Source organism: Iodobacter fluviatilis (assembly GCF_900451195.1).
Classification (GTDB): domain Bacteria; phylum Pseudomonadota; class Gammaproteobacteria; order Burkholderiales; family Chitinibacteraceae; genus Iodobacter; species Iodobacter fluviatilis.
In genome coordinates this window covers 1-23,073 of the sequence record NZ_UGHR01000006.1, presented here as the reverse complement: position 1 = coordinate 23,073, position 23,073 = coordinate 1, and the positions used below count along the sequence as shown (strand labels likewise).

At 49.2% G+C, this 23,073-nt stretch carries 15 protein-coding genes and 3 rRNA genes; 11 read left to right on the top strand and 7 right to left on the bottom strand.

Annotation, left to right across the window (positions count from 1 at the left end; translation table 11 throughout):
- Positions 1–210 precede the first annotated feature (210 nt).
- From msbA to tyrS, 5 genes are all read left to right on the top strand, one after another.
- Positions 211–1,953 (top strand): lipid A export permease/ATP-binding protein MsbA, encoded by a 1,743-nt coding sequence (gene msbA / locus DYD62_RS21805; protein WP_115230027.1) that lies wholly within the window; start codon positions 211–213, stop codon positions 1,951–1,953.
- Positions 1,954–2,227: 274 nt separating this feature from the next.
- Entirely contained in the window at positions 2,228–2,716 is a 489-nt protein-coding gene (gene purE, locus DYD62_RS21800) for a 5-(carboxyamino)imidazole ribonucleotide mutase (protein ID WP_115230026.1), read from the top strand.
- A complete protein-coding gene (locus DYD62_RS21795) occupies positions 2,713–2,973 on the top strand; it encodes a hypothetical protein (RefSeq protein ID WP_115230025.1) in 261 nt (86 codons plus the stop codon). The genes purE and DYD62_RS21795 overlap by 4 nt, the downstream gene beginning before the upstream one ends.
- A 4-nt stretch (positions 2,974–2,977) precedes the next feature.
- Positions 2,978–4,117, top strand: a complete 1,140-nt coding sequence (locus DYD62_RS21790; protein WP_115230024.1) for a 5-(carboxyamino)imidazole ribonucleotide synthase — start codon at positions 2,978–2,980, stop codon at positions 4,115–4,117.
- Between the two features lie 244 nt (positions 4,118–4,361).
- Positions 4,362–5,627 (top strand): tyrosine--tRNA ligase, encoded by a 1,266-nt coding sequence (tyrS, locus tag DYD62_RS21785; protein WP_115230023.1) that lies wholly within the window; start codon positions 4,362–4,364, stop codon positions 5,625–5,627.
- A gap of 68 nt (positions 5,628–5,695) precedes the next feature.
- On the opposite strand, the gene pssA is transcribed toward tyrS, so the two are convergent.
- Positions 5,696–7,039, bottom strand: coding sequence for a CDP-diacylglycerol--serine O-phosphatidyltransferase (gene pssA / locus DYD62_RS21780; RefSeq protein WP_115230022.1), 1,344 nt, complete (start codon positions 7,037–7,039; stop codon positions 5,696–5,698).
- Between the two features lie 120 nt (positions 7,040–7,159).
- Positions 7,160–8,368 (bottom strand): nicotinate phosphoribosyltransferase, encoded by a 1,209-nt coding sequence (gene pncB, locus DYD62_RS21775; RefSeq protein WP_115230021.1) that lies wholly within the window; start codon positions 8,366–8,368, stop codon positions 7,160–7,162.
- 312 nt (positions 8,369–8,680) lie between these two features.
- Between pncB and DYD62_RS21770 the strand changes: the two genes are divergently transcribed.
- From DYD62_RS21770 to fabI, 5 genes are all read left to right on the top strand, one after another.
- Positions 8,681–10,849 (top strand): DUF3141 domain-containing protein, encoded by a 2,169-nt coding sequence (locus DYD62_RS21770; RefSeq protein ID WP_115230020.1) that lies wholly within the window; start codon positions 8,681–8,683, stop codon positions 10,847–10,849.
- A gap of 12 nt (positions 10,850–10,861) precedes the next feature.
- Positions 10,862–12,250: a bifunctional enoyl-CoA hydratase/phosphate acetyltransferase gene (locus tag DYD62_RS21765; protein ID WP_115230019.1), complete on the top strand. Its 1,389-nt coding sequence runs from the start codon at positions 10,862–10,864 to the stop codon at positions 12,248–12,250.
- Positions 12,251–12,264: 14 nt separating this feature from the next.
- Positions 12,265–13,446 (top strand): acetate/propionate family kinase, encoded by a 1,182-nt coding sequence (locus DYD62_RS21760; protein WP_115230018.1) that lies wholly within the window; start codon positions 12,265–12,267, stop codon positions 13,444–13,446.
- A 75-nt stretch (positions 13,447–13,521) separates the two neighbouring features.
- Positions 13,522–13,650: a hypothetical protein gene (locus tag DYD62_RS24280; RefSeq protein WP_267896140.1), complete on the top strand. Its 129-nt coding sequence runs from the start codon at positions 13,522–13,524 to the stop codon at positions 13,648–13,650.
- Entirely contained in the window at positions 13,602–14,309 is a 708-nt protein-coding gene (gene fabI / locus DYD62_RS21755; protein WP_233702999.1) for an enoyl-ACP reductase FabI, read from the top strand. Before DYD62_RS24280 ends, fabI begins: the two co-directional genes overlap by 49 nt.
- A 109-nt stretch (positions 14,310–14,418) precedes the next feature.
- Here fabI and DYD62_RS21750 read toward each other — a convergent pair whose 3' ends face one another.
- Positions 14,419–15,777 carry a glycerophosphodiester phosphodiesterase family protein gene (locus tag DYD62_RS21750; RefSeq protein WP_115230016.1) on the bottom strand — a complete coding sequence of 453 codons (1,359 nt, stop codon included), beginning with the start codon at positions 15,775–15,777 and terminating at the stop codon, positions 14,419–14,421.
- A gap of 215 nt (positions 15,778–15,992) precedes the next feature.
- Between DYD62_RS21750 and DYD62_RS21745 the strand changes: the two genes are divergently transcribed.
- A complete protein-coding gene (locus tag DYD62_RS21745; RefSeq protein ID WP_115230015.1) occupies positions 15,993–17,009 on the top strand; it encodes a transporter in 1,017 nt (338 codons plus the stop codon).
- Between the two features lie 20 nt (positions 17,010–17,029).
- Here DYD62_RS21745 and DYD62_RS21740 read toward each other — a convergent pair whose 3' ends face one another.
- The 4 genes from DYD62_RS21740 to DYD62_RS21725 form a co-directional block, all read right to left on the bottom strand.
- The gene (locus tag DYD62_RS21740) at positions 17,030–17,794 is read right to left on the bottom strand and encodes a CHAD domain-containing protein (RefSeq protein ID WP_132038714.1); all 765 of its coding nucleotides are present in this window, start codon (positions 17,792–17,794) and stop codon (positions 17,030–17,032) included.
- Positions 17,795–18,092: 298 nt separating this feature from the next.
- A 5S ribosomal RNA gene (gene rrf, locus DYD62_RS21735) occupies positions 18,093–18,206 on the bottom strand.
- A gap of 148 nt (positions 18,207–18,354) precedes the next feature.
- A 23S ribosomal RNA gene (locus tag DYD62_RS21730) occupies positions 18,355–21,244 on the bottom strand.
- Between the two features lie 304 nt (positions 21,245–21,548).
- Positions 21,549–23,073 (bottom strand): 16S ribosomal RNA (locus tag DYD62_RS21725); the annotation flags it as partial.

The window sequence follows — 23,073 nt, the reverse complement described above, 5'->3', positions numbered from 1 at the left end:
CAAAGCTAAATGTAACAAAGCCCAACATTCACTGACATAGCGCTGCGACAGGGCGAATAATAATGCGACTGAGCTGCAAAAAAGAGCGCCTGAAATGCAAGGCGCTCTTTGCAATTGATGGGCACTGTTAAACAATGCCAGCCTGCAACTGCCCGCTATGATACAGCGTATAATTTGCCCCCTTTCCAGTATCAACCTTCAGGCATACTCATGAAATCGACGAGTAACCGAGCACTTTATCTGCGCATCCTGGGTGAAATTCGCCCACACTGGCATGTGGTCGCCATCTCTATCGTCTGTCTGGCTGTCGCTGCCGCAGTTGATGCCGGTCTGCCGCTGCTGCTCAAACCGCTGTTAGACCAAAACTTAAAACCCTCTACCCTCACAGATAATGTGGCCTGGCTCTTACCTGCGCAGATCCTGGGGCTTGCCCTGCTGCGACTGATCTCCAACTTTGGCAATGAATACACCACGGCTTGGGTTTCTTCCCGGGTAATGCATGATCTGCGCAGCAAAATGTTCAGCCGTATGCTCAGCCTGCCAGTGAAGTATTTTGATCAAACCTCGGTAGGAGTATTGCTGTCGCGAGTGACCTTTGACGTCAACCAGATCATGGATGCGGGGACCAAGGTGCTCACCGTGCTGGTCAAAGACTCGCTGCTACTGGTGTTTCTGCTGGTTTCCATGCTACTGCTGGATTGGCAGCTCACCCTGCTCTGCCTGATTTTATTACCGGGCGTAGCCATCAGTATCAGCGTGGCAGGCAAACGCCAGCGCCGACTTTCGCGCGAAACGCAGGCTGCGATGGGCAAGATGACGCAGATTCTGGATGAGAGCTTATCCGGTCAGCGCATTATCAAAATCTTTGGCGGTTTTTCCTACGAGACCACCCGCTTTGGCCAAACCAATAATAATGTGCGCCGCCTATCCATTAAGCAGGCGATTACTTCCAGCATGAATTCCGGCCTGATTATGTTTTTGATTGGCGTCACTTTGGCCGTCATCATCTATTACGCCAGCCTACGCGCTCAGGATGGTCTATTAACCGCAGGCTCCTTCGTTGCCTTTATGATTCAGATGATGATGCTGCAACAACCCATCAAAAACCTGACCAAGGTGAACGAAAGCCTGCATAAGGGCCTGGCCGCGGGTGAATCGGTCTTTGCGATTCTGGATCAGCCCATCGAGCCCAATCAGGGCCAGCTGCAAAGCCCGCGCGTTAAAGGTGCGATCAGCCTGCAAGATATCCACTTTAGCTACGACGATGAGGACAAGCAGGCGCTAGACGGCATTAGCCTCGATATCCAGCCTGGTGAAACGATTGCGCTTGTCGGTAGCTCTGGTAGCGGGAAAACCACGCTGGCCAATCTGCTGCCACGCTTTTACGATGTCAGCAGCGGGCAAATTCTGATTGATCAGCAGCCGCTCACCGACTACCAGCTGGGCAATCTGCGCCAGCAAATTGCGCTCGTTTCCCAAGACGTGGTTCTGTTCAATGACAGCGTGACGGCCAATATTGCTTACGGCAGTGAAATTGATATGGAGCGGGTACGCCAGGCGGCCAAGGCCGCCCATGCGCTGGAGTTTATCGATGCCATGCCAGAAGGCTTAAATACCCTTCTGGGTGAAAACGGCATGCGCCTCTCTGGTGGCCAGCGCCAGCGTTTGGCAATTGCCCGCGCCATTTATAAAGACGCGCCGATTCTGATTCTGGACGAGGCCACCAGCGCGCTGGATACCGAATCCGAGCGCAAGGTGCAAGACGCACTGGAAAACCTGATGCAGGGCCGCACCACGCTAGTGATTGCCCACCGGCTTTCTACCATCGAAAACGCCAGCCGTATCGTTGTCATGCAGCAGGGCAAGATTGTTGAAAGTGGCACTCATCAAACGCTGATGGCCAACAATGGCATGTATTGCAGAATGCATGCCGCACAATTTGCAAATGCTTAGATAAAAAAAGACGCTGGAAAGCAAGCCTTCCAGCGTTTTAAATTCATTGCGAATTACACGGTACATGCACCGCGGAGCGCAGAATGCCTTAGCAGGCATAAGGGGTCAATCTATTTATTAGCATTTACTAATATTTAGATAAAAAGCACGATTTTTCATCTGCAAATAGCCGTTTACACCATGAAGTACAGTACTCTTTGGGCGAAAGGGCGATTGAAACTGTCCCTTATTCTCATTTTTTCGGTAACATTCATTCTTTACTCGGGGGAAACCCATGATTCAAGTCGGCGTTGTAATGGGTAGCAATAGTGACTGGGAAGTCATGCAGCATGCCGCTAAGCAACTAAAAGCCTTTGGCGTGGCATTTGAATGCCGCGTTGTCTCTGCGCACCGCACCCCTGATTTATTGTTTGAATACGCCGAAACCGCCGCCAGCCGCGGCTTGCAATGCATTATTGCGGGCGCAGGCGGAGCGGCTCATTTGCCAGGGATGATTGCAGCAAAAACCACGATTCCTGTGCTGGGTGTGCCTGTTCCATCTAAATATTTACGAGGCGAAGATTCGCTGCTTTCCATTGTGCAAATGCCTAAGGGTATTCCGGTTGCTACTTTTGCCATTGGCGAAGCTGGCGCTGCGAATGCTGCACTGTTTGCGATTTCTTTGCTTGCCAACGCTATTCCAGAGCTGGCGGCCAAGCTGGCTGCTTTCAGAACAGAGCAAAAAGAAACCGTTCTGGCGATGGAATTACCTGAAGTAGTATGAAGCCCGCCAAAGAATTACTGGCAGAGCTGGAAGAAAAAGGCTTTTTATTCAGCGTTTTTTACCGAGGTGCCTTCTGTTGGGGGCTGCCTTTTGGCCTGCTGTTTTCTTTGGCTATCAGCTTTTTTGAAAAAAAATCATTTATCACCGCCATGATTCAAATCCTCCCTTTAGCCTTAGTTTTAGGCGCCATTTTTGGCTGGGGGCTCTGGGGTGTTGCTCTGCTGCAGGGCGTAAAACAAAGACAAGACAAGGATTGATAAGATGGCCACTAAGCCAATTCTGCCACCTGCAATGCTGGGTATTCTGGGCGGCGGCCAACTTGGCCGTATGTTTGCGATGGCAGCTAAAACCATGGGCTATGGGGTGACCGTGCTCGACCCTGATCCGGCCGCACCTGCCGCCGAGATCGCCGATATCCATCTTTGCAAACCCTATACCGATCCGGAAGCCTTGGCTGCACTTGCCAGACAATGCGTGGCCGTCACGACCGAATTTGAAAACGTTAACGCCGACAGCATGCGCTGGCTAGCCAGCCAAGGCGTAAAAGTCAGCCCGTCCGGTGATTCCGTCGCTATTGCACAAGACCGGATGAAAGAGAAAAACTTTATCCGGGATGCAGGCCTCGCCACCGCACCTTTTCTTATTATTGAAAATTCTGGCGATCTGGAACAAGACCTTAGCCCCTATTTACCAGGTATTTTAAAAACCGCCCGCAATGGCTACGATGGCAAAGGCCAGGTACGGATTAAAAACCTAGAAGAAGCCCGCTACGCCTTATCCGAACTGAAGCATCAGCCCTGTGTGCTGGAAAAAATGCTGCCACTGAAAGCCGAAGTCTCGGTGATTGTGGCCCGCAGCGCTGCCAACGAGATTGCCTGTTTCCCTCCGGCAGAAAACATCCACACCGATGGCATTTTGGATATCTCCATCGTGCCTGCCCGCATCAGCACAGAAATCACTGAACAAGCCCGCAATATGGCGATCCAGCTGGTTGAAAAGCTCGATTATATCGGTGTGATTGCTGTTGAATTCTTTGTACTGGAAGACGACTCGCTGGTTATCAACGAAATGGCACCGCGCCCGCACAATAGCGGCCATTACACGCTGGATGCCACCTTTAGCAGCCAGTTTGAGCAGCAAGTACGCACCATGTGTGGCCTCTACCCCGGCAAGCCGGATTTACACACGCCGGTGGTAATGGTCAATCTGCTGGGCGATGTCTGGCATGATGACGGCAGCGAGCCCAACTGGGAAATCATGCTGACAGCGCCGAACACCAAGCTACATCTCTATGGCAAAAAAGAAGCCCGCGCCGGCCGCAAAATGGGCCATTACAATGTGCTGGCCAGCAATGTGGACGCCGCTTTAGAGCAGGCTTTGGCGTTAAAAGAAACACTGTAATTATACAACCCAAGTCTTGAACCACGGAGGCACCAGAGAACACGGAGCTCCACGGAGAAAACCATTGGAATGACAATCACCAAAGAAATAGCAATGTGTAGCTGAGTTTGCTTATTCTATAAATTGATTGTTTGCCTTAAGGTTTTCTCCGTGATCCTCCGTGCTCTCCTTTACTCCGTAGTTCAAGATTTGGGTTTAGAAATCTATATCAGATCCAAATACAATAAACCGGAGCAAGAGTGAAATGAATTTAATCAGTGATTTACAAGCACGTGGTCTGATCGCCCAACTGACTGATGGCGATGCCTTAGAAAAACGGCTGGCTGAGAAATCCATTACCCTCTATTGCGGCTTTGACCCCACGGCAGACAGCCTGCATATCGGCAGCTTAGTGCCAATCCTGGTACTCAAACGCTTCCAAGAAGCAGGACACAAGCCGATTGCTCTGGTAGGTGGTGCCACCGGTATGATTGGCGACCCTAGCTTTAAAGCCACCGAACGCAAGCTCAATACCCTCGATATTATCGACAGCTGGGTGGGCAAAATCCGTAAGCAAGTTGAGCCTTTCCTCAATTTTGAAGGCAGCAATGCCGCTATTATGGCCAATAACCATGATTGGTTTGGCAAGATGGACGTGCTGACTTTCCTGCGCGATATTGGCAAACACTTCTCCGTGAACGCCATGATCAAAAAAGAAGCCGTGCAACAGCGGATTAACCGCGACGATTCTGGCATCTCTTTCACCGAGTTCACTTACAGCCTGCTGCAAGGTTACGACTTTGTAGAGCTAAATAAACAGCACGGCTGTGAGCTGCAAATTGGTGGCTCTGATCAGTGGGGCAATATCACTGCGGGAACCGACCTCACCCGCCGAATGAATCAGCAGCAGGTGTTTGGCCTGACCATGCCGCTGGTCACTAAGTCTGACGGTACTAAATTTGGTAAGACTGAGTCTGGCACCATCTGGCTGGATGCAAAAAAAACATCGCCCTATAAGTTTTACCAGTTCTGGCTGACCACCGCCGATGCAGACGTTTACAAGTTCCTGCGCTACTTCACCTTCCTCAGCACCACTGAAATTGATGCCATCGAAGCCGCTGATATTGCTGCGGCAGGTAAGCCGGAAGGCCAGCGTATTCTGGCTGAACAAGTCACCACCTTGGTGCATGGTGCAGATGCCGTAGTTGCAGCACAGCGCATCAGCCAAAGCCTGTTTTCAGAAGATCAAAATTCACTCACAGAAGACGATTTTGAACAGCTGGCGCTGGATGGCCTGCCGCATATTGAAATCAATAAAGATCAGACCGGCCTGCTGGATGCACTGGTAGCTGGCGAGCTGGCCACTTCCAAAAGCCAGGCTCGTGGCTTTATTGAGAGCGGCGCGGTGATTATCAACGGAGCCAAAATCAGCGACGTAGCTTATAACATGAGCGATGCAGATCGCCGCTATGGCAACTACACCCTGCTGCGCCGTGGTAAGAAAAACCATTGTCTGGTGATCTGGAAATAAACTGAATAATATTCAGGCAATAAAAAACCACGGCAAACAAGCCGTGGTTTTTTTTGGGAGCAGGTAATTTACAGCAATCTGGAAATCAATCTGTCGGCCCTGAAGCGTGATAAGCGGGTCAGCAGTTTTTTAACCGGCGGCGGATAATCCAGCACGGTTTCTAGCTCGCGATAATAGGCAATACGCGTGGTGTTTTTAGCAATTTCAGCTTTCTCTTGCTGCAATTGATCTTTTAACTCATGTTTTGGATCATGAATTAAAAGTGCGTTTTCCAAATCCAAGCTAAAGGCACGTGGGTTCAGATTATTGCCGGTAAGCAAAATATAATCGTCATCAACCCAAATCCCTTTCAAATGATAGCTATGCCCCGGGTCATTCCAGAGCATCAGATTCAGCTGGCCACGGTGTATATCTAGCTGATGCACTTTGGCAAAACGGCGTAAATGCGTTTCATATAAATAGGGCAAAGCGCCAATGGTTTTAAATGGCTCACTTTCAGGAATATAAAAATCATTGGCCTTTTTCTCGCCAACGATAATATCGACCTTTACACCTTTTTGCAGTAAGCGGTTTATTTCTTTAATCACTGTTCGGGGCAAATTAAAATAAGGCGTACAGATTTGTACATGATGTTTTGCCGCACCTAATAATTTAATAATCAGGCGATTAAGCGGATTACGCTTTCCAACCCCCACCACCGGAGTAATACCCAGCCCGGATACCTCATCCTGCGCATGATGCGTTGCATAATGGGCTGATTTAAGCCGCTGACGGAATTGACGAATATCCGGGCTGATTTGTTTTGTACCTGGAATAGGGTCTAAATCCAAGCGATAAACAGCGCTGCTATTGAGGAATTCGGTCTGCAAATAATTAACCATACTATCGGCTAAAGCAGCATTTTTAATTACATGATACCGGTCATAACGATAGCGATCGCCAACATGTAAATACACATTATTCAAACTGGCCCCGCTATAAACCACGGCATCATCAAAAATAAAGCCTTTCAGATGCAATACACCAAATAGCTCGCGGGTTTGTGCGGGCACGCCATAAATTGGCAGATTAAGATCATGCTTTAAGCGCTCTTGCTGATACCAAGCGGCATTCCCCGCCTGCGCACCCGCACCAATCAGCCCACGCTGCGCGCGATGCCAATCCACAAAAATGCGGATATCTAAATCAGGGCAACGCACACGTGCCGCGTAGAGCGCTTCTAAAATCTGAGCACCCGCTTCATCCTGCTGCAAATACAATGCGGCAATATAGATCCGGGTTTGTGCCCCAGCAATCAGCTCCAGCAGCTTTTCGCGAAAGCTGTGCGTTGTCAGCAGGGTTTGAAAATGTGCCGGATCCTGAGCAAAGCGCGGCAAAGAAGCCAGATATGAACGATTAGTTTCAAAAAGCATAAATGATCTGCAAAAAGCAGAGTGACCTATCAAGCGGATTGAAGCCTGCTATCTTAGCACTATGCTTTATAAGAAAGGAGGTGTATTAATTGCCAGCAAGCATATTTCAATGCATACCGATTACTGGCGGCTTATTTGGAAAACATCACAGAGGTAATTAAGGAAATTTTCATCTTCACACATTCCTTTACCCGCTGTATCGCTCACTTTAGCGACAGGCTGTCCATTACATGAAACCAACTTCATCACTATTTGTAAAGGATTTTGCCCGCAATCATTCGACAAATGCGTGCCTATGCCAAAACCCGTACGCATGCGCGGCGCAAAATGCCGGTATAGGGCAATCGATTTATCTAAAGTTAAGCCATCGCTAAAAACTAATTGCTTGGTGCCATAATCAATGTTCATTTTTTTGTAATGAGCAATCACTTTCTCGCCCCATTCAAACGGATCGCCTGAATCATGGCGTAATCCATCAAATAATTTACAAAAATACAAATCAAAATCACGTAAAAAAGCATCCGTCCCCACTACATCCGTCAGGGCGATACCCAGATCACCCCGGTATTCCCGCACCCAATGCTCAAGCGCATTTGTTTGGAAATCACGTAAGCGGGATCCAAAGCATTGAAAAGCTTGCATATATTCGTGTGCCATCGTGCCAATGGGCGTTACACCATATTGCATCGCCAATAAAACATTACTGGTACCGCGAAAATAGGGGCAGGCCTCTTTAACCAGTAAACCAACCATTTCTGCATGCCATACGCGGGAAAACCGGCGGCGTGTGCCAAAATCAAAAAATACAAACGGGTTGGCTGGCATTGCCTGCTGTGAAAGGTTTTTTAATGTTGCTAATTTAGCCTGCAAATGGGCCCGGCCCGTCGCCAAGGCAGGCTCAGCCGGAAACTGCCGGAAATAAACTTCATTCACAATCGACAGCACATAGATTTCAAACAACATGCAATGCAGCATGGGGCCGGCGACACGAATATCCAAAAGATCCGGATTTGATTCAGAAACGGAGATACTGATAAACCGCCGTTGCAACTGAAACAAACGCAAGAAATCAACAAAATCAGATTTAATAAATCGCAATTTACCCAGATAGGCTAATTCTGATTCGCCAAAGCGTAAAGAGCAGAGATGATCCAGCTGAGCTTCTATTTCATTTTTGAGCAATGCCAAAGGTAATGCCGGTGTATTCCGGCATTTGAATGCGTAAATAGCTTGTGTTTCTGGCTGATGATGCAAAATTTCTTGCATCATCGTAAATTTATATAAATCTGTATCCAATAAGGATTCGATCACCGGCACTAAGCCACGCATGAAAACTCCATTGCAGAAACTAGCCATTTAAATAATATCGAAGGCGTGGGCTTTATCATAAGCCCTAGAGGCCACAGTAAACGACGTTACTAAAGCCTGCGTCAAGCATACCCGGCCAGCAATAAATCACACTCTTTTTCTATTACGGCACAAAAATACACAGTTTAAAGCATACATACTGCTGTCATGTTTTCCATTTAGCTTGTCAGTATCTTTATCCTTATTTACTATCTGCCGGGCATTTCTTTACCTTATTAATCATTAACTTACAAATACAGCCTATTTCAACATTTTCTTACAGCGAGTGGTGCGATGACCCAAACGACCTTTCCGTCCTCTTTGTCCCTGCTGGAACAAGCATGGGAATATTGTGTAGACACCACTCAGCGCTCTGCCCTTTTTCTTGATGTAATGCGGGAGCGGGGCAATATCTCCATTGCCCATGCTCAGAATGGCAAACCTCCCCTGCTCGCTTTTGATTATGAATTACTCATTGATGGACGGGATCTGAGCCAGCCATGCAACTATATGCTGCTGCGCGTACTGTCACCCGTCAAAATCAATACGGATGAGACAAAACGCCCTTATGTCATTATTGATCCAAGAGCGGGCCATGGTGCCGGGATAGGCGGCTTTAAAGCCGACTCTCAGGTTGGCGTGGCATTACGGGCCGGACACCCTGTTTATTTTGTGGGCTTTTATCCTGATCCGGTACCTAGCCAGCGCCTGCGGGACGTTATGCAAGCCGAGGCGCTCTTTATCGAAGAGGTGATCAGACGCCACCCCAAAGCAAGCGGCAAACCCTGCATTATTGGTAACTGCCAAGCGGGCTGGGCCGTTGCCGGGCTGGCCGCTTTACGCCCGGAAATCATGGGGCCCATCGTGCTCAATGGAGCGCCGCTTTCTTACTGGGCAGGCTCTGATCAACAAAACCCTATGCGCTATGCTGGCGGCGTTAATGGTGGCTCTTGGCTGGCCGCATTAACTGCAGATCTGGGAGGCGGAGTATTTGATGGCGCGCACCTGGTTAAAAACTTTGAAAACCTGAATCCGGCCAATACGCTCTGGGGTAAGCCATACCATTTATACGCCAATATCGATAGCGAAGCCCCTCGCTACTTAGAGTTTGAGCGCTGGTGGGGCGGGCATTTCCGGATGACAGGCAGTGAAATAGAAGCCATCGTAAATCAGCTTTTTATCGGCAATAAACTGGCCAGCGGGCAAATTCAAACGCCTGATGGCAGCAGCCTGAATTTACGCAAAATCACCTCGCCCATTGTAGTGTTCGCCTCATGGGGAGATGATATTACCCCGCCTGCGCAGGCCTTAAACTGGATTATCGATCTCTACGGCCACGAAAGTGCCATTGTGGAAGAAGGCCAGATTATTGTTTATCTGCTGCATAAAGATGTGGGGCATCTGGGGATTTTTGTGGGCGGAAAAGTGGCACGCAAACAGCATGCAGAGCTTGTAAATGTAATGGATATGGTTGAAGCCCTGCCCCCGGGTTTATACGAAATGGTCATTGATACAAAAGCAGCTGATTTACCCTATTCAGAGCTGGAGCAAGGCGACTACACCGTTAGCTTTGAAACACGAACAATAGAGCAGCTACGCCAGGTGGATCCGGATACCCGCGAAGATGAGGCCATTTTCAGTACGGTGGCACAGGTTTCTGAGATCAATGATGCCATTTATAAAAACACCCTGCGCCCTGTTTTACAGGCTTTTATCACACCTGAAATGGGCGAATGGTCGCGCAAGCTCAACCCAGATAATTTAAAGCGCTACGCTTACTCCGACTTTAACCCGCTGATGGCCGGTGTGGCCTTGCAAGCCAGTCAAATCAGGCAATACCGCCAGCCGGTATCGGCAGATAATATTTTCCTGAATTTAGAAAAGCAAACCTCTGGGCTGATTATTGACGCACTGAATACTTATCGTGATTTACGCAATGCTGCCACGGTCAGCTTTGTTAAAACAGTTTATGGCCCTCTTGGATTAGGCGCATTTTTCCCGCCAGCAGCCCCTGTTGAAGAAAAAACACGGGAAGTTGCAGAGCAACGCTTAGATACCTTAAAAGCAGATGCCGGGCCTCAATTTGAAGCGGGCGGGTTTACAGAAGGCCTTGCCCGTCTGTTTGTGCTTGCTATGCACCACAGCGGCGGGATAGAGCGCCGCTCTTTCCTGATTGGTGAATCCATCAAAACCAGCTTGCAAGAAATCGATCCCGCTCAGTGGCGTAAAGCAGTTGAAGAGCAAACGCTGCTGATTACGCTAGATAGCGCACGCAGCCTTGCCACCCTTCCTAAACTATTAAAAACCTTGGCAGAACGTAAACGCGCACTGGAAATCGTCGGCACAGTCACTATGCTGACACCAGAGCTTGAAGATGAAAACTCCCCGCTCGCCATTAAAGCGAAAGAGCTGCTGGGGGTTAAGACCAGCCGGGCAAAAACAGCTGCAAAGAAAGTTTCATAGAGGCATGAGCGCATGATCACCTTACAAAACCGCTGTTTTGATGAGATAGAAATTGGCGACTACGCCGGCATCCAGCACACACTGGCCATGCGGGATATTCAGCTGTTTGCCACCGTAGCCGGAGATTTCAACCCCACCCATCTTGAGGCCGCTTTTGCAAGCAATGCCGGGTTTAGCGGTGCCACAGCGCCTGGTATGTGGCTGGGAGCGCAGGTATCCGGCATTTTAGGCAGCCAGTTACCGGGGCCGGGAACGGTTTATGCGGGGCAAAGTCTGCAGTTTCACACTGCCGCCATTTTAGGCGACACGCTGGAAATCAGTATCACCGTCCGGGAAAAATTTCCGGAAGACCATATCATCAGCTTTGATTGCCTCTGCCTAAATCAGCATGGTCAAACGATTATGACCGGCGTCGCCAAGGTCGTTGCCCCCACAGAAAAAATCACGCTGGTTCGCCCTGATGCTGGGCTTGTAAGCGTTCAGACTCATAATGCATTCGAGCTGCTGCTGGAGCGCTGCGACAAGCTGCCAACCTTTAGTGCGGCGATTGCCCATCCATGCGATGAATCCTCACTTAAAGTAGCCATTGATGCTGCGGCACAGGGCCTGTTGCAGCCTATTTTGGTGGGGCCAAAAAACAAAATCCTCGCCGTAGCAGAGCAATATGGTTTAAATATCGCGGGCTTACGCATTGAAGATGTACCACACAGCCATGCCGCCGCCAGCAGGGCCGTTGAGCTGGTCACTAGTGGTGAGGCGCTTATTCTGATGAAGGGCAGCCTACATACTGATGAGCTGATGAGTGCCGTCGTAAAAAGCAGCCTGCGTACCGAGCGCCGCATCAGCCATGTTTTCATTATGGATGTGCCGACTTACCATAAAACACTGTTGGTAACCGATGCCGCAATCAATATCTACCCCGATCTGCTCGATAAGCTCGATATCTGCCAGAACGCCATTGATCTTGCCCATGTCCTTGGCATTGCTAAGCCTAAAGTGGCGATTTTATCGGCAGTAGAAACCATTAATCCTAAAATTCTGTCTACGCTTGATGCGGCCAGCCTGTGCAAGATGTCCGACAGAGGGCAAATCACAGGTGCAACGCTCGATGGCCCGCTCGCCTTAGATAACGCCATTAGTTTTGAATCTGCCCGTATCAAAAAAATCGAATCTATAGTGGCAGGTGATGCAGATATCTTACTTGTACCCGATCTGGAAGCAGGCAATATTCTGGCGAAACAACTGACCTTTATGAGCAATGCCGATGCTGCTGGCATTGTATTAGGGGCAAGAGTACCGATCATACTGACCAGCCGTGCGGATAACGACCGCACTAAGCTCGCCTCCTGTGCCATTGCCTGCATCATCACCAATGCACACAACAGCCCGCCTCCCTGCTGATAAGGATGAAAGCAATGACGAAGGCCATTCTGGTTTTGAACGCAGGCTCATCCAGCCTTAAATTTGCTTTGTTTGAGTATGAAGCCGCCAGTGATCTGCATCTGATGGCCCAAGGCCAGGTTGAAGGCATAGGAATAAAACCGCACTTTGTGGCTAAAGATCATCACAAACAAATCCTTGCTGATGAGCTATTAACCGCCAGTGATATTGATCATGCCTATTGCCTGCAAACCATCGGCAACCTGCTGCGCAGCAGATATGCCAATCTTAAGCTGCTCGGTGTTGGCCACCGCGTAGTGCATGGCGGCGCTCACTATGCAGCCCCTTTGCGGCTCACCCCCGGCACAATGAGCGCACTGGAGGCACTCGCGCCACTTGCCCCCCTGCACCAGCCTCATAATCTGGCAGCGATCCGTGCAGTTGCAGAAATACGCCCGGATTTGCCTCAGGTGGCCTGTTTTGATACGGCCTTTCACCGCAGCCAGAATCAGATTAATCAGCTGTTTGGCCTGCCCTACAATTGTTACGAGCGCGGCATTCGCCGCTATGGCTTTCATGGGCTCTCTTACGAATATGTGTCTTCTGTGCTCAGGCAGCAAGAGCCGGAGGTTGCTGCAGGCAAAGTTGTGATTGCTCATCTGGGCAATGGGGCAAGCATGTGTGCCATACAAAATGGCAAAAGCGTCGCCAGCAGCATGGGTTTTACGGCGCTAGATGGCCTGATGATGGGCACACGCACCGGCAATTTAGACGCGGGCGTGGTTTTGTATTTACTTCAACAGGAACAACTCAGCGTTCAGCAGGTAGAAGAGCTATTGTATAAACGCTCTGGCCTGCTGGGGCTTTCCGGCATCAGCAGTGATATGCGTATTTTGCTCGACAGCACGGAGCCACAAGCGGCACTTGCCATTGATTATTTTGTACACCGGATCAGCAAGGAGCTGGGCTCACTAGCGGCATGTATGAATGGTCTGGATGCGTTAGTTTTTACTGCAGGCATCGGTGAAAACAGTGCGCTTATCCGTCAGCGTGTGTGCAAGCAGGCTCAGTGGTTGGGTATAGAGCTTGATGAGCACGCAAATGAAGCACATGAGTTCTGTATCAGTGCGATAGACAGCCCCGCTACTGCATGGTTAATTCCTAGTAATGAGGAACTCATGATTGCCCGGCATACTCGAACCCAGCTAGGGTTGTGACCGAGCGCCGAAACCAATTTACCAGAGCCTGCCATCGCCTTGGCCCCATCTGAACCAAACTATTAAGGACGCAAGATGACCCAACTCAGTATCTCCCCCATGAAACACTGGCAGGCAAAAAAGGAATTATTATCGGCATCGCCAACCAGCATTCTATTGCCTACGGTTGCGCAAAAGCTTTTCAGCAAAGAGGTGCTGAGCTAGCCATTACCTATATCAACGACAAAGGCCGCCCCTTTGTAGAGCCACTGGCTACCGGGCTTGGTGCTTCACTCTTTTTACCTTTGGATGTGCTGCAGCCGGGGCAAATGGAAGCCGTCTTTGAAGAAGTCCGCAAAAAATGGGGCCACTTGGATTTTGCCATCCACTCGATTGCCTTTGCCCCCAAAGAGGCCCTGCATGGCCGTGTCGTCGATGTTACAGAAGCAGACTTCCATACGGCGATGAAAGTCTCTTGCTACTCCTTTATCGAAATGGCCCGTCTTGCTGAGCCCCTGATGGATAAAGGCGGCACGCTATTTGCCATGAGCTATTACGGCGCAGAAAAAGTAATCAAAAATTACAATATCATGGGCCCTGTAAAGGCAGCCTTGGAATCGGTCTGCCGCTATACCGCAGCAGAGCTGGGCCCAAAGGGGATTCGCGTGCACGCTATCTCCCCTGGCCCACTAAAAACCCGTGCGGCATCAGGTATTGCAGAGTTTGATGAGCTGCTCGACAAAGCGGCGGCCGAAGCTCCAAGCCGCTCACTGGTCAGCATCGAAGACGTGGGGGCAGCCTGTGCTGGCCTTGCTTCAGACAGCGCCAAACTGATTACTGGTGGCACGATCTATATTGATGGGGGCTTTCATATTATGGGCTGATGCATAAAGGCCCTGTTCCACGTGAAACGGCTTTGCTGCAATAACAGCAAAGCCGTTTTTTTTTGGGAGCCTATAAAATCTAAGGCTCCCTTCTATCCTGCAAAACGAGTTAACGCTTCATTTCTTTCAGATAAGCCGCGCGTGCCGCAAAGGCCGTGCCAGAGAAATCAGCAAAAACACCGTCTACACCCGCACGGTAATAAGCCAGAAACTCAGCAGCCGGGTCGCCTTTATAAACGCCAGCCAAACGCTTCGCTTCATCACGGAAGGTATAAACATGCACAAACAAGCCTGCCTTATGCGCATCTGCAATCACACGGGTCGGAGCAACATTAGTCACCGTTGCTAAGCCACTCTTTTCAACATAAGGCACCACCGTGTGTGCCATCACTTGTGGCTTCCATGGGCCGATACCATCTGCGTAGGTTTTAATTTCTGCGAGGCCCGCTGGCGTGAGCATTTCACCAAAGTAACGTGCATCCCCTGCTACGGTCCAGCTATACGGGCGGCCATCCACAAAATTATATTCATCAGGCTGCAGATAAATCACTTCACCCGTTTTGTAGTTGATATCGTTACCGTCAATCAGCTGCACCGAACGGGCCGTCATGCCTGCTGCACGCAGGTATTTGAGCGTACCTGGCTCAAAACTCTGCACAAAGATCGGGGCGGTTTTGCTATTGAGCTTATTGTCATTGATCAGCTTAAGAAAAGCATCTTCAAATGGCCGTTCACCAGTGCCGCAACCATTTGCCTTTGCCTGGGCATTATTCCAAACTGGGTTTTTTAATTCCGGATAAATACTAATGGCACGGCCACTTGTTTTGGCCTTGGCATTCGCAATATCGATCACTTCCTGCATGGTTAAGATAGGGTACTTTCCATTCTGAGCCGTCGCTTGGACACGCTCAGCCGCATTATCATAGCTTGTACCACCAAACCATTTCTTCAGCTCAGCAGCAGTAAAATCAGTAATCGACCAATCATTTATATGATTTTCGCCATCAACAACCAAGGCTTTCAGTACAGATTTAGGATCTTTAGGATCAACTAAATCGCTTAAATATTGAGCAGGTCCGCCAAATTTTGCCACATCGTACTTCACGTTAACTAAAACACCCGGTGTAGTCCGCTTGCGAGCAGCGACTTCCGGCACGCTCTTAGCCACATCCGCCACATTGGTATTGTCACTCAGCCAAGGGTTATGACGGGCCACCAATACACAGTCCTTCGTCATATGCAGATCCAGCTCTAAAGAATCTGCGCCTGCATCTGCAGCACCTTCGTAAGCAGGCTTGGTTTCTTCAGGAAATAAGCCCGGCAAACCACGATGACCAATAACCAGAGGCGCTTGGCCATCTAGCGTTAATAAAGCAGGCTTTGCTGCTTCAGGAGTTACATCATCGCTACCACCACAAGCGCTTAATGCCAGAGCAAGACTACAAGCCAGAATCGAAGGTTTGAACATGGTGTATGGATCTGCGGATAGATAAAACACCCATTTTATAAACCATTCATTACCGTATTAAGTCACCTACATGATGTATAGATGAATTCTTATACATGTCTGTCAACGGGCCAAGTCTTTGAATAGAGGCCCATTTCATATTTTTAATGCAATAAATAAAAGCTAATATTTATTAAGGCACTTCCCCAAACCTGTCTTTATATTAAGCGGATGCAATGGCAACTAATCTTGTGGGCAATTATGGGTCTGATCAAACAGGCATGATTTGCGGCTATCTGTTTCTGCCCGGCTTGCCCGGCAAGCAAATAGAGTCCGGGCAAATCAAACAATATCTTGCCAATGCATCTAATGAAATGTCAGAAGAATATCTATGGTTGCATTTTAATCTGAGTAATAGCGCAACAGAAAAATGGCTTAAATCTAATCTGGCACTGTCAGAACAATTTTTTGAAACCTTGCATGAAGGATCTCAATCTACCCGCATTGAATACGCAGATCGCAGCTTAATTGGCGTTGTGAATGATGTTTTATTTGATTTTGCTTTTAATGCATCTGATACATCAACACTCTGGATGAGTGCAGACCGGCATTTGTTGATTACGGCGCGCATCAAGCCACTACGCTCTATTGATAAACTGCGCGACCACGTGCGGGCAGGCATCCTGTTTCGCTCACCCGCAGATTTAATGGTCAATCTATTACGCGATCAAGCCGATGTCTTAATGCAAATCGTACGGGAAGCAGCCATCAAAGTAGATAAAGAAGAGGATAACCTGCTCACGAACCGTCCAAAAATAAAATTAGGTGATTTGGGCGCGCTGCGGCGCGTATTGGTTCGCCTTTGCCGTTTGCTGGCCCCGGAGCCAGCGGCTCTTTTCCGGCTGCTAAACAGGCCTCCAGAATGGGTCAGCCATCGCGACATACAAGATTTACGCCAGTCAACCGAAGAGTTTTCAGCCGTTCTCAGCGATATTGCAGCCCTAGTCGAGCGCATTAAACTCTTACAAGAAGAAATAGCCGCCAAGGTCAATGAACAAACCAACCGCAGCATTTATATTCTCACTGTCGTCACAGTGCTGGCCCTGCCCGTCAATATTATTGCAGGATTAATGGGGATGAATGTGGGTGGCATTCCGCTTGCTCAGCATCCACATGGATTTTGGATAATCGTAAGTATCATTGTACTCATTCTAATTCTAGCCGCCGCTTGGGCCTTTCGGAAAAAAGACTAAATAGAGCTGCCCTCTGCCATTTACAAAATTGCTCTATTCACAATGAGCAATGTTAACCAAGCATTCTGTGCATTTTCCAGAAATGTTTTTTTAATTTTCTTTTCACCCACAAATTGCGCAATTAACTCTGCATCATGTAATTTACCAATGACTGTTTGAGCCTTTTTAAGTGGCAACTGTAACTCACTGATTCTTTGCGGCAGCCATTGAGCGGCAAGTAAAGACAGATAACGCAAGTGTTTAATAGTCAATCTTCTCTCGTGCCATTCTTCAAGCGAAGGCCGCTTATTTTTTGCTGCCTTATCCAATAACCTTGAATAACGCTTAGCCTGCCGCTTAATCCGGCGTTTTAAAACACCGCTGTCACAATTTTTTATTCTTAAACGACACTGCTGCAATGTAATTTGCGCAAGCACCGCAAAATCCGGTCCCGCTAAAGCTTCCCGAATCGAAGTCATACCTTCATCAAGGCTGTCAGCTAACCTGATCCTCTCCACCTCGCTCATTTTCCCACCCAAAAGTAAGAGCAATACTTCAGCATCCCTCACAGGGCTGGTCAATTGAGCCAAAGCCTTCCAAGCAGCAAGAACCCTGCCATCTAGGCATTTAGAACGCTTAAGTACGATAGGCAGCAAAGAGCGCAAACTACGCAATGCAACTCGAAAATCATGTAAAGCACTATTATGCTGCCCAAGCAACAAACGCTCACGCCCAGCGTTAAGCTTGCTTAACTGAACAGCAATAATCTGCAAAAATTGACTCGCCATCTCCTCACCTTCTTCCACAAGTACAAATCAGCGTCAAATAGCTTACACGATTTTAAGTATTAAAAACTCCACCTATGTCAAAAATGCAAAAGAGAGATAAAAGCAAACCGACAGCAAACAATAAAACTTGTCGAACTTGTCGCCACGGCGCAAGGACTCAGCGAGGGACAACACACCGACCTGCCAAAGTTGCACAACTTACTGGGTATCCCGACAGATAACCACAGAAGCTTATTAAGCTACAGCGCGCATTTCTTCCGCGCAAAGCAAAACCCCCGCCTCTTTCGAGTACGGGGGTCTTGGTACGGCTTAGGGTGTCTGGCAATGACCTACTTTCACACAGGTAATCTGCACTATCATCGGCGCTAAGGTGTTTCACTGTCCTGTTCGGGATGGGAAGGAGTGGGACCACCTCGCTATGGTCGCCAGACTTTAACGGGTTAACTCGTTGCACTTACTACTCTGCAACGCGTTCAGTTCAATAGAAGAAGTAATATATTACTTTGTACTGCTTGTTTCTCAAATTCAGCTCTAATCTTGGGTAGATTATACCGTCGCACACACGCGCTTCAGGTTATAGGATCAAGCCTTACGGGCAATTAGTATCGGTTAGCTTAACGCATTACTGCGCTTCCACACCCGACCTATCAACGTCCTGGTCTCGAACGACCCTTTAAAAGGCTTAAAGCCTTGGGGAAATCTCATCTTGAGGCGAGTTTCGCGCTTAGATGCTTTCAGCGCTTATCTCTTCCAGATTTAGCTACCCGGCGATGCCACTGGCGTGACAACCGGTACACCAGAGATCTGTCCACTCCGGTCCTCTCGTACTAGGAGCAGCCCCCCTCAAATTTCCAACGCCCACTGCAGATAGGGACCAAACTGTCTCACGACGTTTTGAACCCAGCTCACGTACCACTTTAAATGGCGAACAGCCATACCCTTGGGACCGGCTACAGCCCCAGGATGTGATGAGCCGACATCGAGGTGCCAAACTCCGCCGTCGATGTGAACTCTTGGGCGGAATCAGCCTGTTATCCCCGGAGTACCTTTTATCCGTTGAGCGATGGCCCTTCCATTCAGAACCACCGGATCACTATGTCCTGCTTTCGCACCTGCTCGACTTGTCTGTCTCGCAGTTAAGCCGCCTTATGCCATTACACTATCAGTACGATGTCCGACCGTACCTAGGCGACCTTCGAGCTCCTCCGTTACAATTTGGGAGGAGACCGCCCCAGTCAAACTGCCTACCATGCACGGTCCCCGATCCGGATAACGGACCAAGGTTAGAACCTCAAAGGGGTCAGGGTGGTATTTCAAGGACGACTCCACACAGACTAGCGTCCATGCTTCAATGTCTCCCACCTATCCTACACAAACCACTTCAAAGTCCAATGCAAAGCTACAGTAAAGGTTCACGGGGTCTTTCCGTCTAGCAGCGGGGAGATTGCATCTTCACAAACATTTCAACTTCGCTGAGTCTCAGGAGGAGACAGTAGGGCCATCGTTACGCCATTCGTGCGGGTCGGAACTTACCCGACAAGGAATTTCGCTACCTTAGGACCGTTATAGTTACGGCCGCCGTTTACTGGGACTTCAGTCAAGAGCTTGCACCCCATCATTTAATCTTCCAGCACCGGGCAGGCGTCACACCCTATACGTCGTCTTTCGACTTTGCAGAGTGCTGTGTTTTTGATAAACAGTCGCAGCCCCCATTTCTCTGCGACCCATGTCAGCTCCAGCCGCAAGGGCCTTCACCTAATATGGGCTCACCTTCTCCCGAAGTTACGGTGATAATTTGCCGAGTTCCTTCTCCTGAGTTCTCTCAAGCACCTTAGAATTCTCTTCCTACCCACCTGTGTCGGTTTGCGGTACGGTCAATATAAAGCTGAAGCTTAGAGGCTTTTCTTGGAAGCATAGGATCAATCACTTCAGTCCGAAGACTTCGTCGTCACGTCTCAGCGTTAAAGCAGCCCGGATTTGCCTAAGCCACACGCCTACTCGCTTAAACCCACTATTCCAACAGTGGGCTGACCTACCTTTCTCCGTCCCCCCATCGCACTTTATATCGGTACGGGAATATTAACCCGTTGTCCATCGACTACGCATTTCTGCCTCGCCTTAGGGGCCGACTCACCCTGCGCCGATGAACGTTGCGCAGGAAACCTTGGGTTTTCGGTGTGCGGGCTTTTCACCCGCATTATCGCTACTCATGTCAGCATTCGCACTTCCGATACCTCCAGCATCCTTCTCAAGACACCTTCGCAGGCCTACGGAACGCTCCTCTACCATATGCACATCGTGCATATTCGCGTCTTCGGTTATCAGTTTGAGCCCCGTTACATCTTCCGCGCAGGACGACTCGACCAGTGAGCTATTACGCTTTCTTTAAATGATGGCTGCTTCTAAGCCAACATCCTGGCTGTCTATGCCTTCCCACCTCGTTTTCCACTTAACTGATTATTTGGGACCTTAGACGGCGATCTGGGTTGTTTCCCTCTTGACCATGGACGTTAGCACCCACAGTCTGTCTCCCATGCTCGCACTTGACGGTATTCAGAGTTTGCCATGGTTTGGTAAGTCGCGATGACCCCCTAGCCATAACAGTGCTTTACCCCCGTCAGTGATACATGAGGCACTACCTAAATAGTTTTCGAGGAGAACCAGCTATTTCCAAGTTTGTTTAGCCTTTCACCCCTATCCACAGCTCATCCCCTAATTTTGCAACATTAGTGGGTTCGGACCTCCAGTGCGTGTTACCGCACCTTCATCCTGGCCATGGATAGATCACTTGGTTTCGGGTCTACGCCCAGCAACTATGCGCCCTATTCGGACTCGGTTTCCCTACGCCTCCCCTACTCGGTTAAGCTTGCTACTGAACGTAAGTCGCTGACCCATTATACAAAAGGTACGCAGTCACCCCATTTTGCAAGGGCTCCCACTGTTTGTATGCATCCGGTTTCAGGTTCTATTTCACTCCCCTCCCGGGGTTCTTTTCGCCTTTCCCTCACGGTACTGGTTCACTATCGGTCGATGATGAGTATTTAGCCTTGGAGGATGGTCCCCCCATCTTCAAACAGGATTTCTCGTGTCCCGCCCTACTTGTCGCATGCTTAGTACCAACCAATCTTTTTCGTGTACGGGGCTATCACCCACTGTCGCCAGACTTTCCAGACTGTTCCACTAAAGTTTGATTTATCACATGCAGGCTCTTCCCATTTCGCTCGCCACTACTTTGGGATCTCGGTTGATTTCTTTTCCTTCGGCTACTTAGATGTTTCAGTTCGCCGAGTTCGCTTCTCATGACCTATGTATTCAGTCATGGATGACCCAAAAGGGCCGGGTTTCCCCATTCGGATATCACGGGATCAATGCTTATTTGCCAGCTCCCCCGTGCTTTTCGCAGGCTAACGCGTCCTTCTTCGCCTATCATCGCCAAGGCATCCACCAGATGCACTTAGTCGCTTGATCCTATAACCTCAAACACGTATCAACAAAGTTAATACAATTCGAAGTATCTGATTTCGCTTTGTTTGCGACATCGATTATTCAGTTCTGACTTCGAACAATCGATTTTGATACAATCTACCCTTATTTATTTCTAAATTTGAGTATTACTTCTTCTATTTTTTTAAAGATCAAGTTACTGTCTTGCTGATTTTAGAAACCAGAATAAATGTGACTTTATTAAATCACATCAATTCTGAATCCTAATCAACAATCCCTAAACCTACAGTCGATGAGTGTGAGTACTCAATCCAAAAGTCTTCTCTTGAAAGGAGGTGATCCAGCCGCAGGTTCCCCTACGGCTACCTTGTTACGACTTCACCCCAGTCATGAATCCCACCGTGGTAAGCGGCCTCCTTACGGTTAGCCTACCTACTTCTGGTGAAACCCATTCCCATGGTGTGACGGGCGGTGTGTACAAGGCCCGGGAACGTATTCACCGCGACATGCTGATCCGCGATTACTAGCGATTCCGACTTCATGGAGTCGAGTTGCAGACTCCAATCCGGACTACGATCGGTTTTATGAGATTAGCTCCACCTCGCGGCTTGGCAACCCTCTGTACCGACCATTGTATGACGTGTGAAGCCCTAGCCATAAGGGCCATGAGGACTTGACGTCATCCCCACCTTCCTCCGGTTTGTCACCGGCAGTCTCCTTAAAGTGCCCAACTAAATGGTAGCAACTAAGGACAAGGGTTGCGCTCGTTGCGGGACTTAACCCAACATCTCACGACACGAGCTGACGACAGCCATGCAGCACCTGTGTATTGGTTCCTTGCGGCACTCCCCAATCTCTCAGGGATTCCAACATGTCAAGGCTAGGTAAGGTTTTTCGCGTTGCATCGATTAATCCACATCATCCACCGCTTGTGCGGGCCCCCCGTCAATTCCTTTGAGTTTTAGCCTTGCGGCCGTACTCCCCAGGCGGTCTACTTCACGCGTTAGCTGCGTTACTAAGGAACGAATTCCCCAACAACTAGTAGACATCGTTTAGGGCGTGGACTACCAGGGTATCTAATCCTGTTTGCTCCCCACGCTTTCGTGCATGAGTGTCAGTATTAGCCCAGGGGGTTGCCTTCGCCATCGGTGTTCCTCCGCATCTCTACGCATTTCACTGCTACACGCGGAATTCCACCCCCCTCTGCCATACTCTAGTTGACCAGTTTGCAATGCCAATTCCCAGGTTGAGCCCGGGGCTTTCACATCACACTTAATCAACCACCTGCGCACCCTTTACGCCCAGTAATTCCGATTAACGCTTGGACCCTACGTATTACCGCGGCTGCTGGCACGTAGTTAGCCGTCCTTATTCTTCCGGTACTGTCATCCCCAATGGATATTAGCCACTAGGATTTCCTCCCGAACAAAAGCGCTTTACAACCCGAAGGCCTTCTTCACGCACGCGGCATTGCTGGATCAGGCTTGCGCCCATTGTCCAAGATTCCCCACTGCTGCCTCCCGTAGGAGTCTGGACCGTGTCTCAGTTCCAGTGTGGCGGATCGTCCTCTAAGACCCGCTACAGATCGTGGCCTTGGTGAGCCTTTACCTCACCAACTAGCTAATCTGATATCGGCCGCTCTAATAACGAGAGGTCTTGCGATCCCCCTCTTTCCCCCTCAGGGCGTATGCGGTATTAGCTATCCTTTCGGATAGTTATCCCCCATTACTAGGTACGTTCGATATATTACTCACCCGTTCGCCACTCGTCAGCGGTGCAAGCACCCTGTTACCGTTCGACTTGCATGTGTAAAGCATGCCCGCCAGCGTTCAATCTGAGCCAGGATCAACTCT

Coding starts and splice junctions, on each gene's coding strand:
- tyrS (WP_115230023.1), top strand. CDS start 4,362: ATGAATTTAATCAGTGATTTACAAGCACGTGGTCTGATCGCCCAACTG.
- pncB (WP_115230021.1), bottom strand. CDS start 8,368: ATGCGTGGCTTAGTGCCGGTGATCGAATCCTTATTGGATACAGATTTA.
- pssA (WP_115230022.1), bottom strand. CDS start 7,039: ATGCTTTTTGAAACTAATCGTTCATATCTGGCTTCTTTGCCGCGCTTT.
- DYD62_RS21745 (WP_115230015.1), top strand. CDS start 15,993: ATGGCAACTAATCTTGTGGGCAATTATGGGTCTGATCAAACAGGCATG.
- DYD62_RS21765 (WP_115230019.1), top strand. CDS start 10,862: ATGATCACCTTACAAAACCGCTGTTTTGATGAGATAGAAATTGGCGAC.
- DYD62_RS21750 (WP_115230016.1), bottom strand. CDS start 15,777: ATGTTCAAACCTTCGATTCTGGCTTGTAGTCTTGCTCTGGCATTAAGC.
- DYD62_RS21795 (WP_115230025.1), top strand. CDS start 2,713: ATGAAGCCCGCCAAAGAATTACTGGCAGAGCTGGAAGAAAAAGGCTTT.
- DYD62_RS21760 (WP_115230018.1), top strand. CDS start 12,265: ATGACGAAGGCCATTCTGGTTTTGAACGCAGGCTCATCCAGCCTTAAA.
- DYD62_RS21770 (WP_115230020.1), top strand. CDS start 8,681: ATGACCCAAACGACCTTTCCGTCCTCTTTGTCCCTGCTGGAACAAGCA.
- purE (WP_115230026.1), top strand. CDS start 2,228: ATGATTCAAGTCGGCGTTGTAATGGGTAGCAATAGTGACTGGGAAGTC.
- msbA (WP_115230027.1), top strand. CDS start 211: ATGAAATCGACGAGTAACCGAGCACTTTATCTGCGCATCCTGGGTGAA.
- DYD62_RS24280 (WP_267896140.1), top strand. CDS start 13,522: ATGACCCAACTCAGTATCTCCCCCATGAAACACTGGCAGGCAAAAAAG.
- DYD62_RS21790 (WP_115230024.1), top strand. CDS start 2,978: ATGGCCACTAAGCCAATTCTGCCACCTGCAATGCTGGGTATTCTGGGC.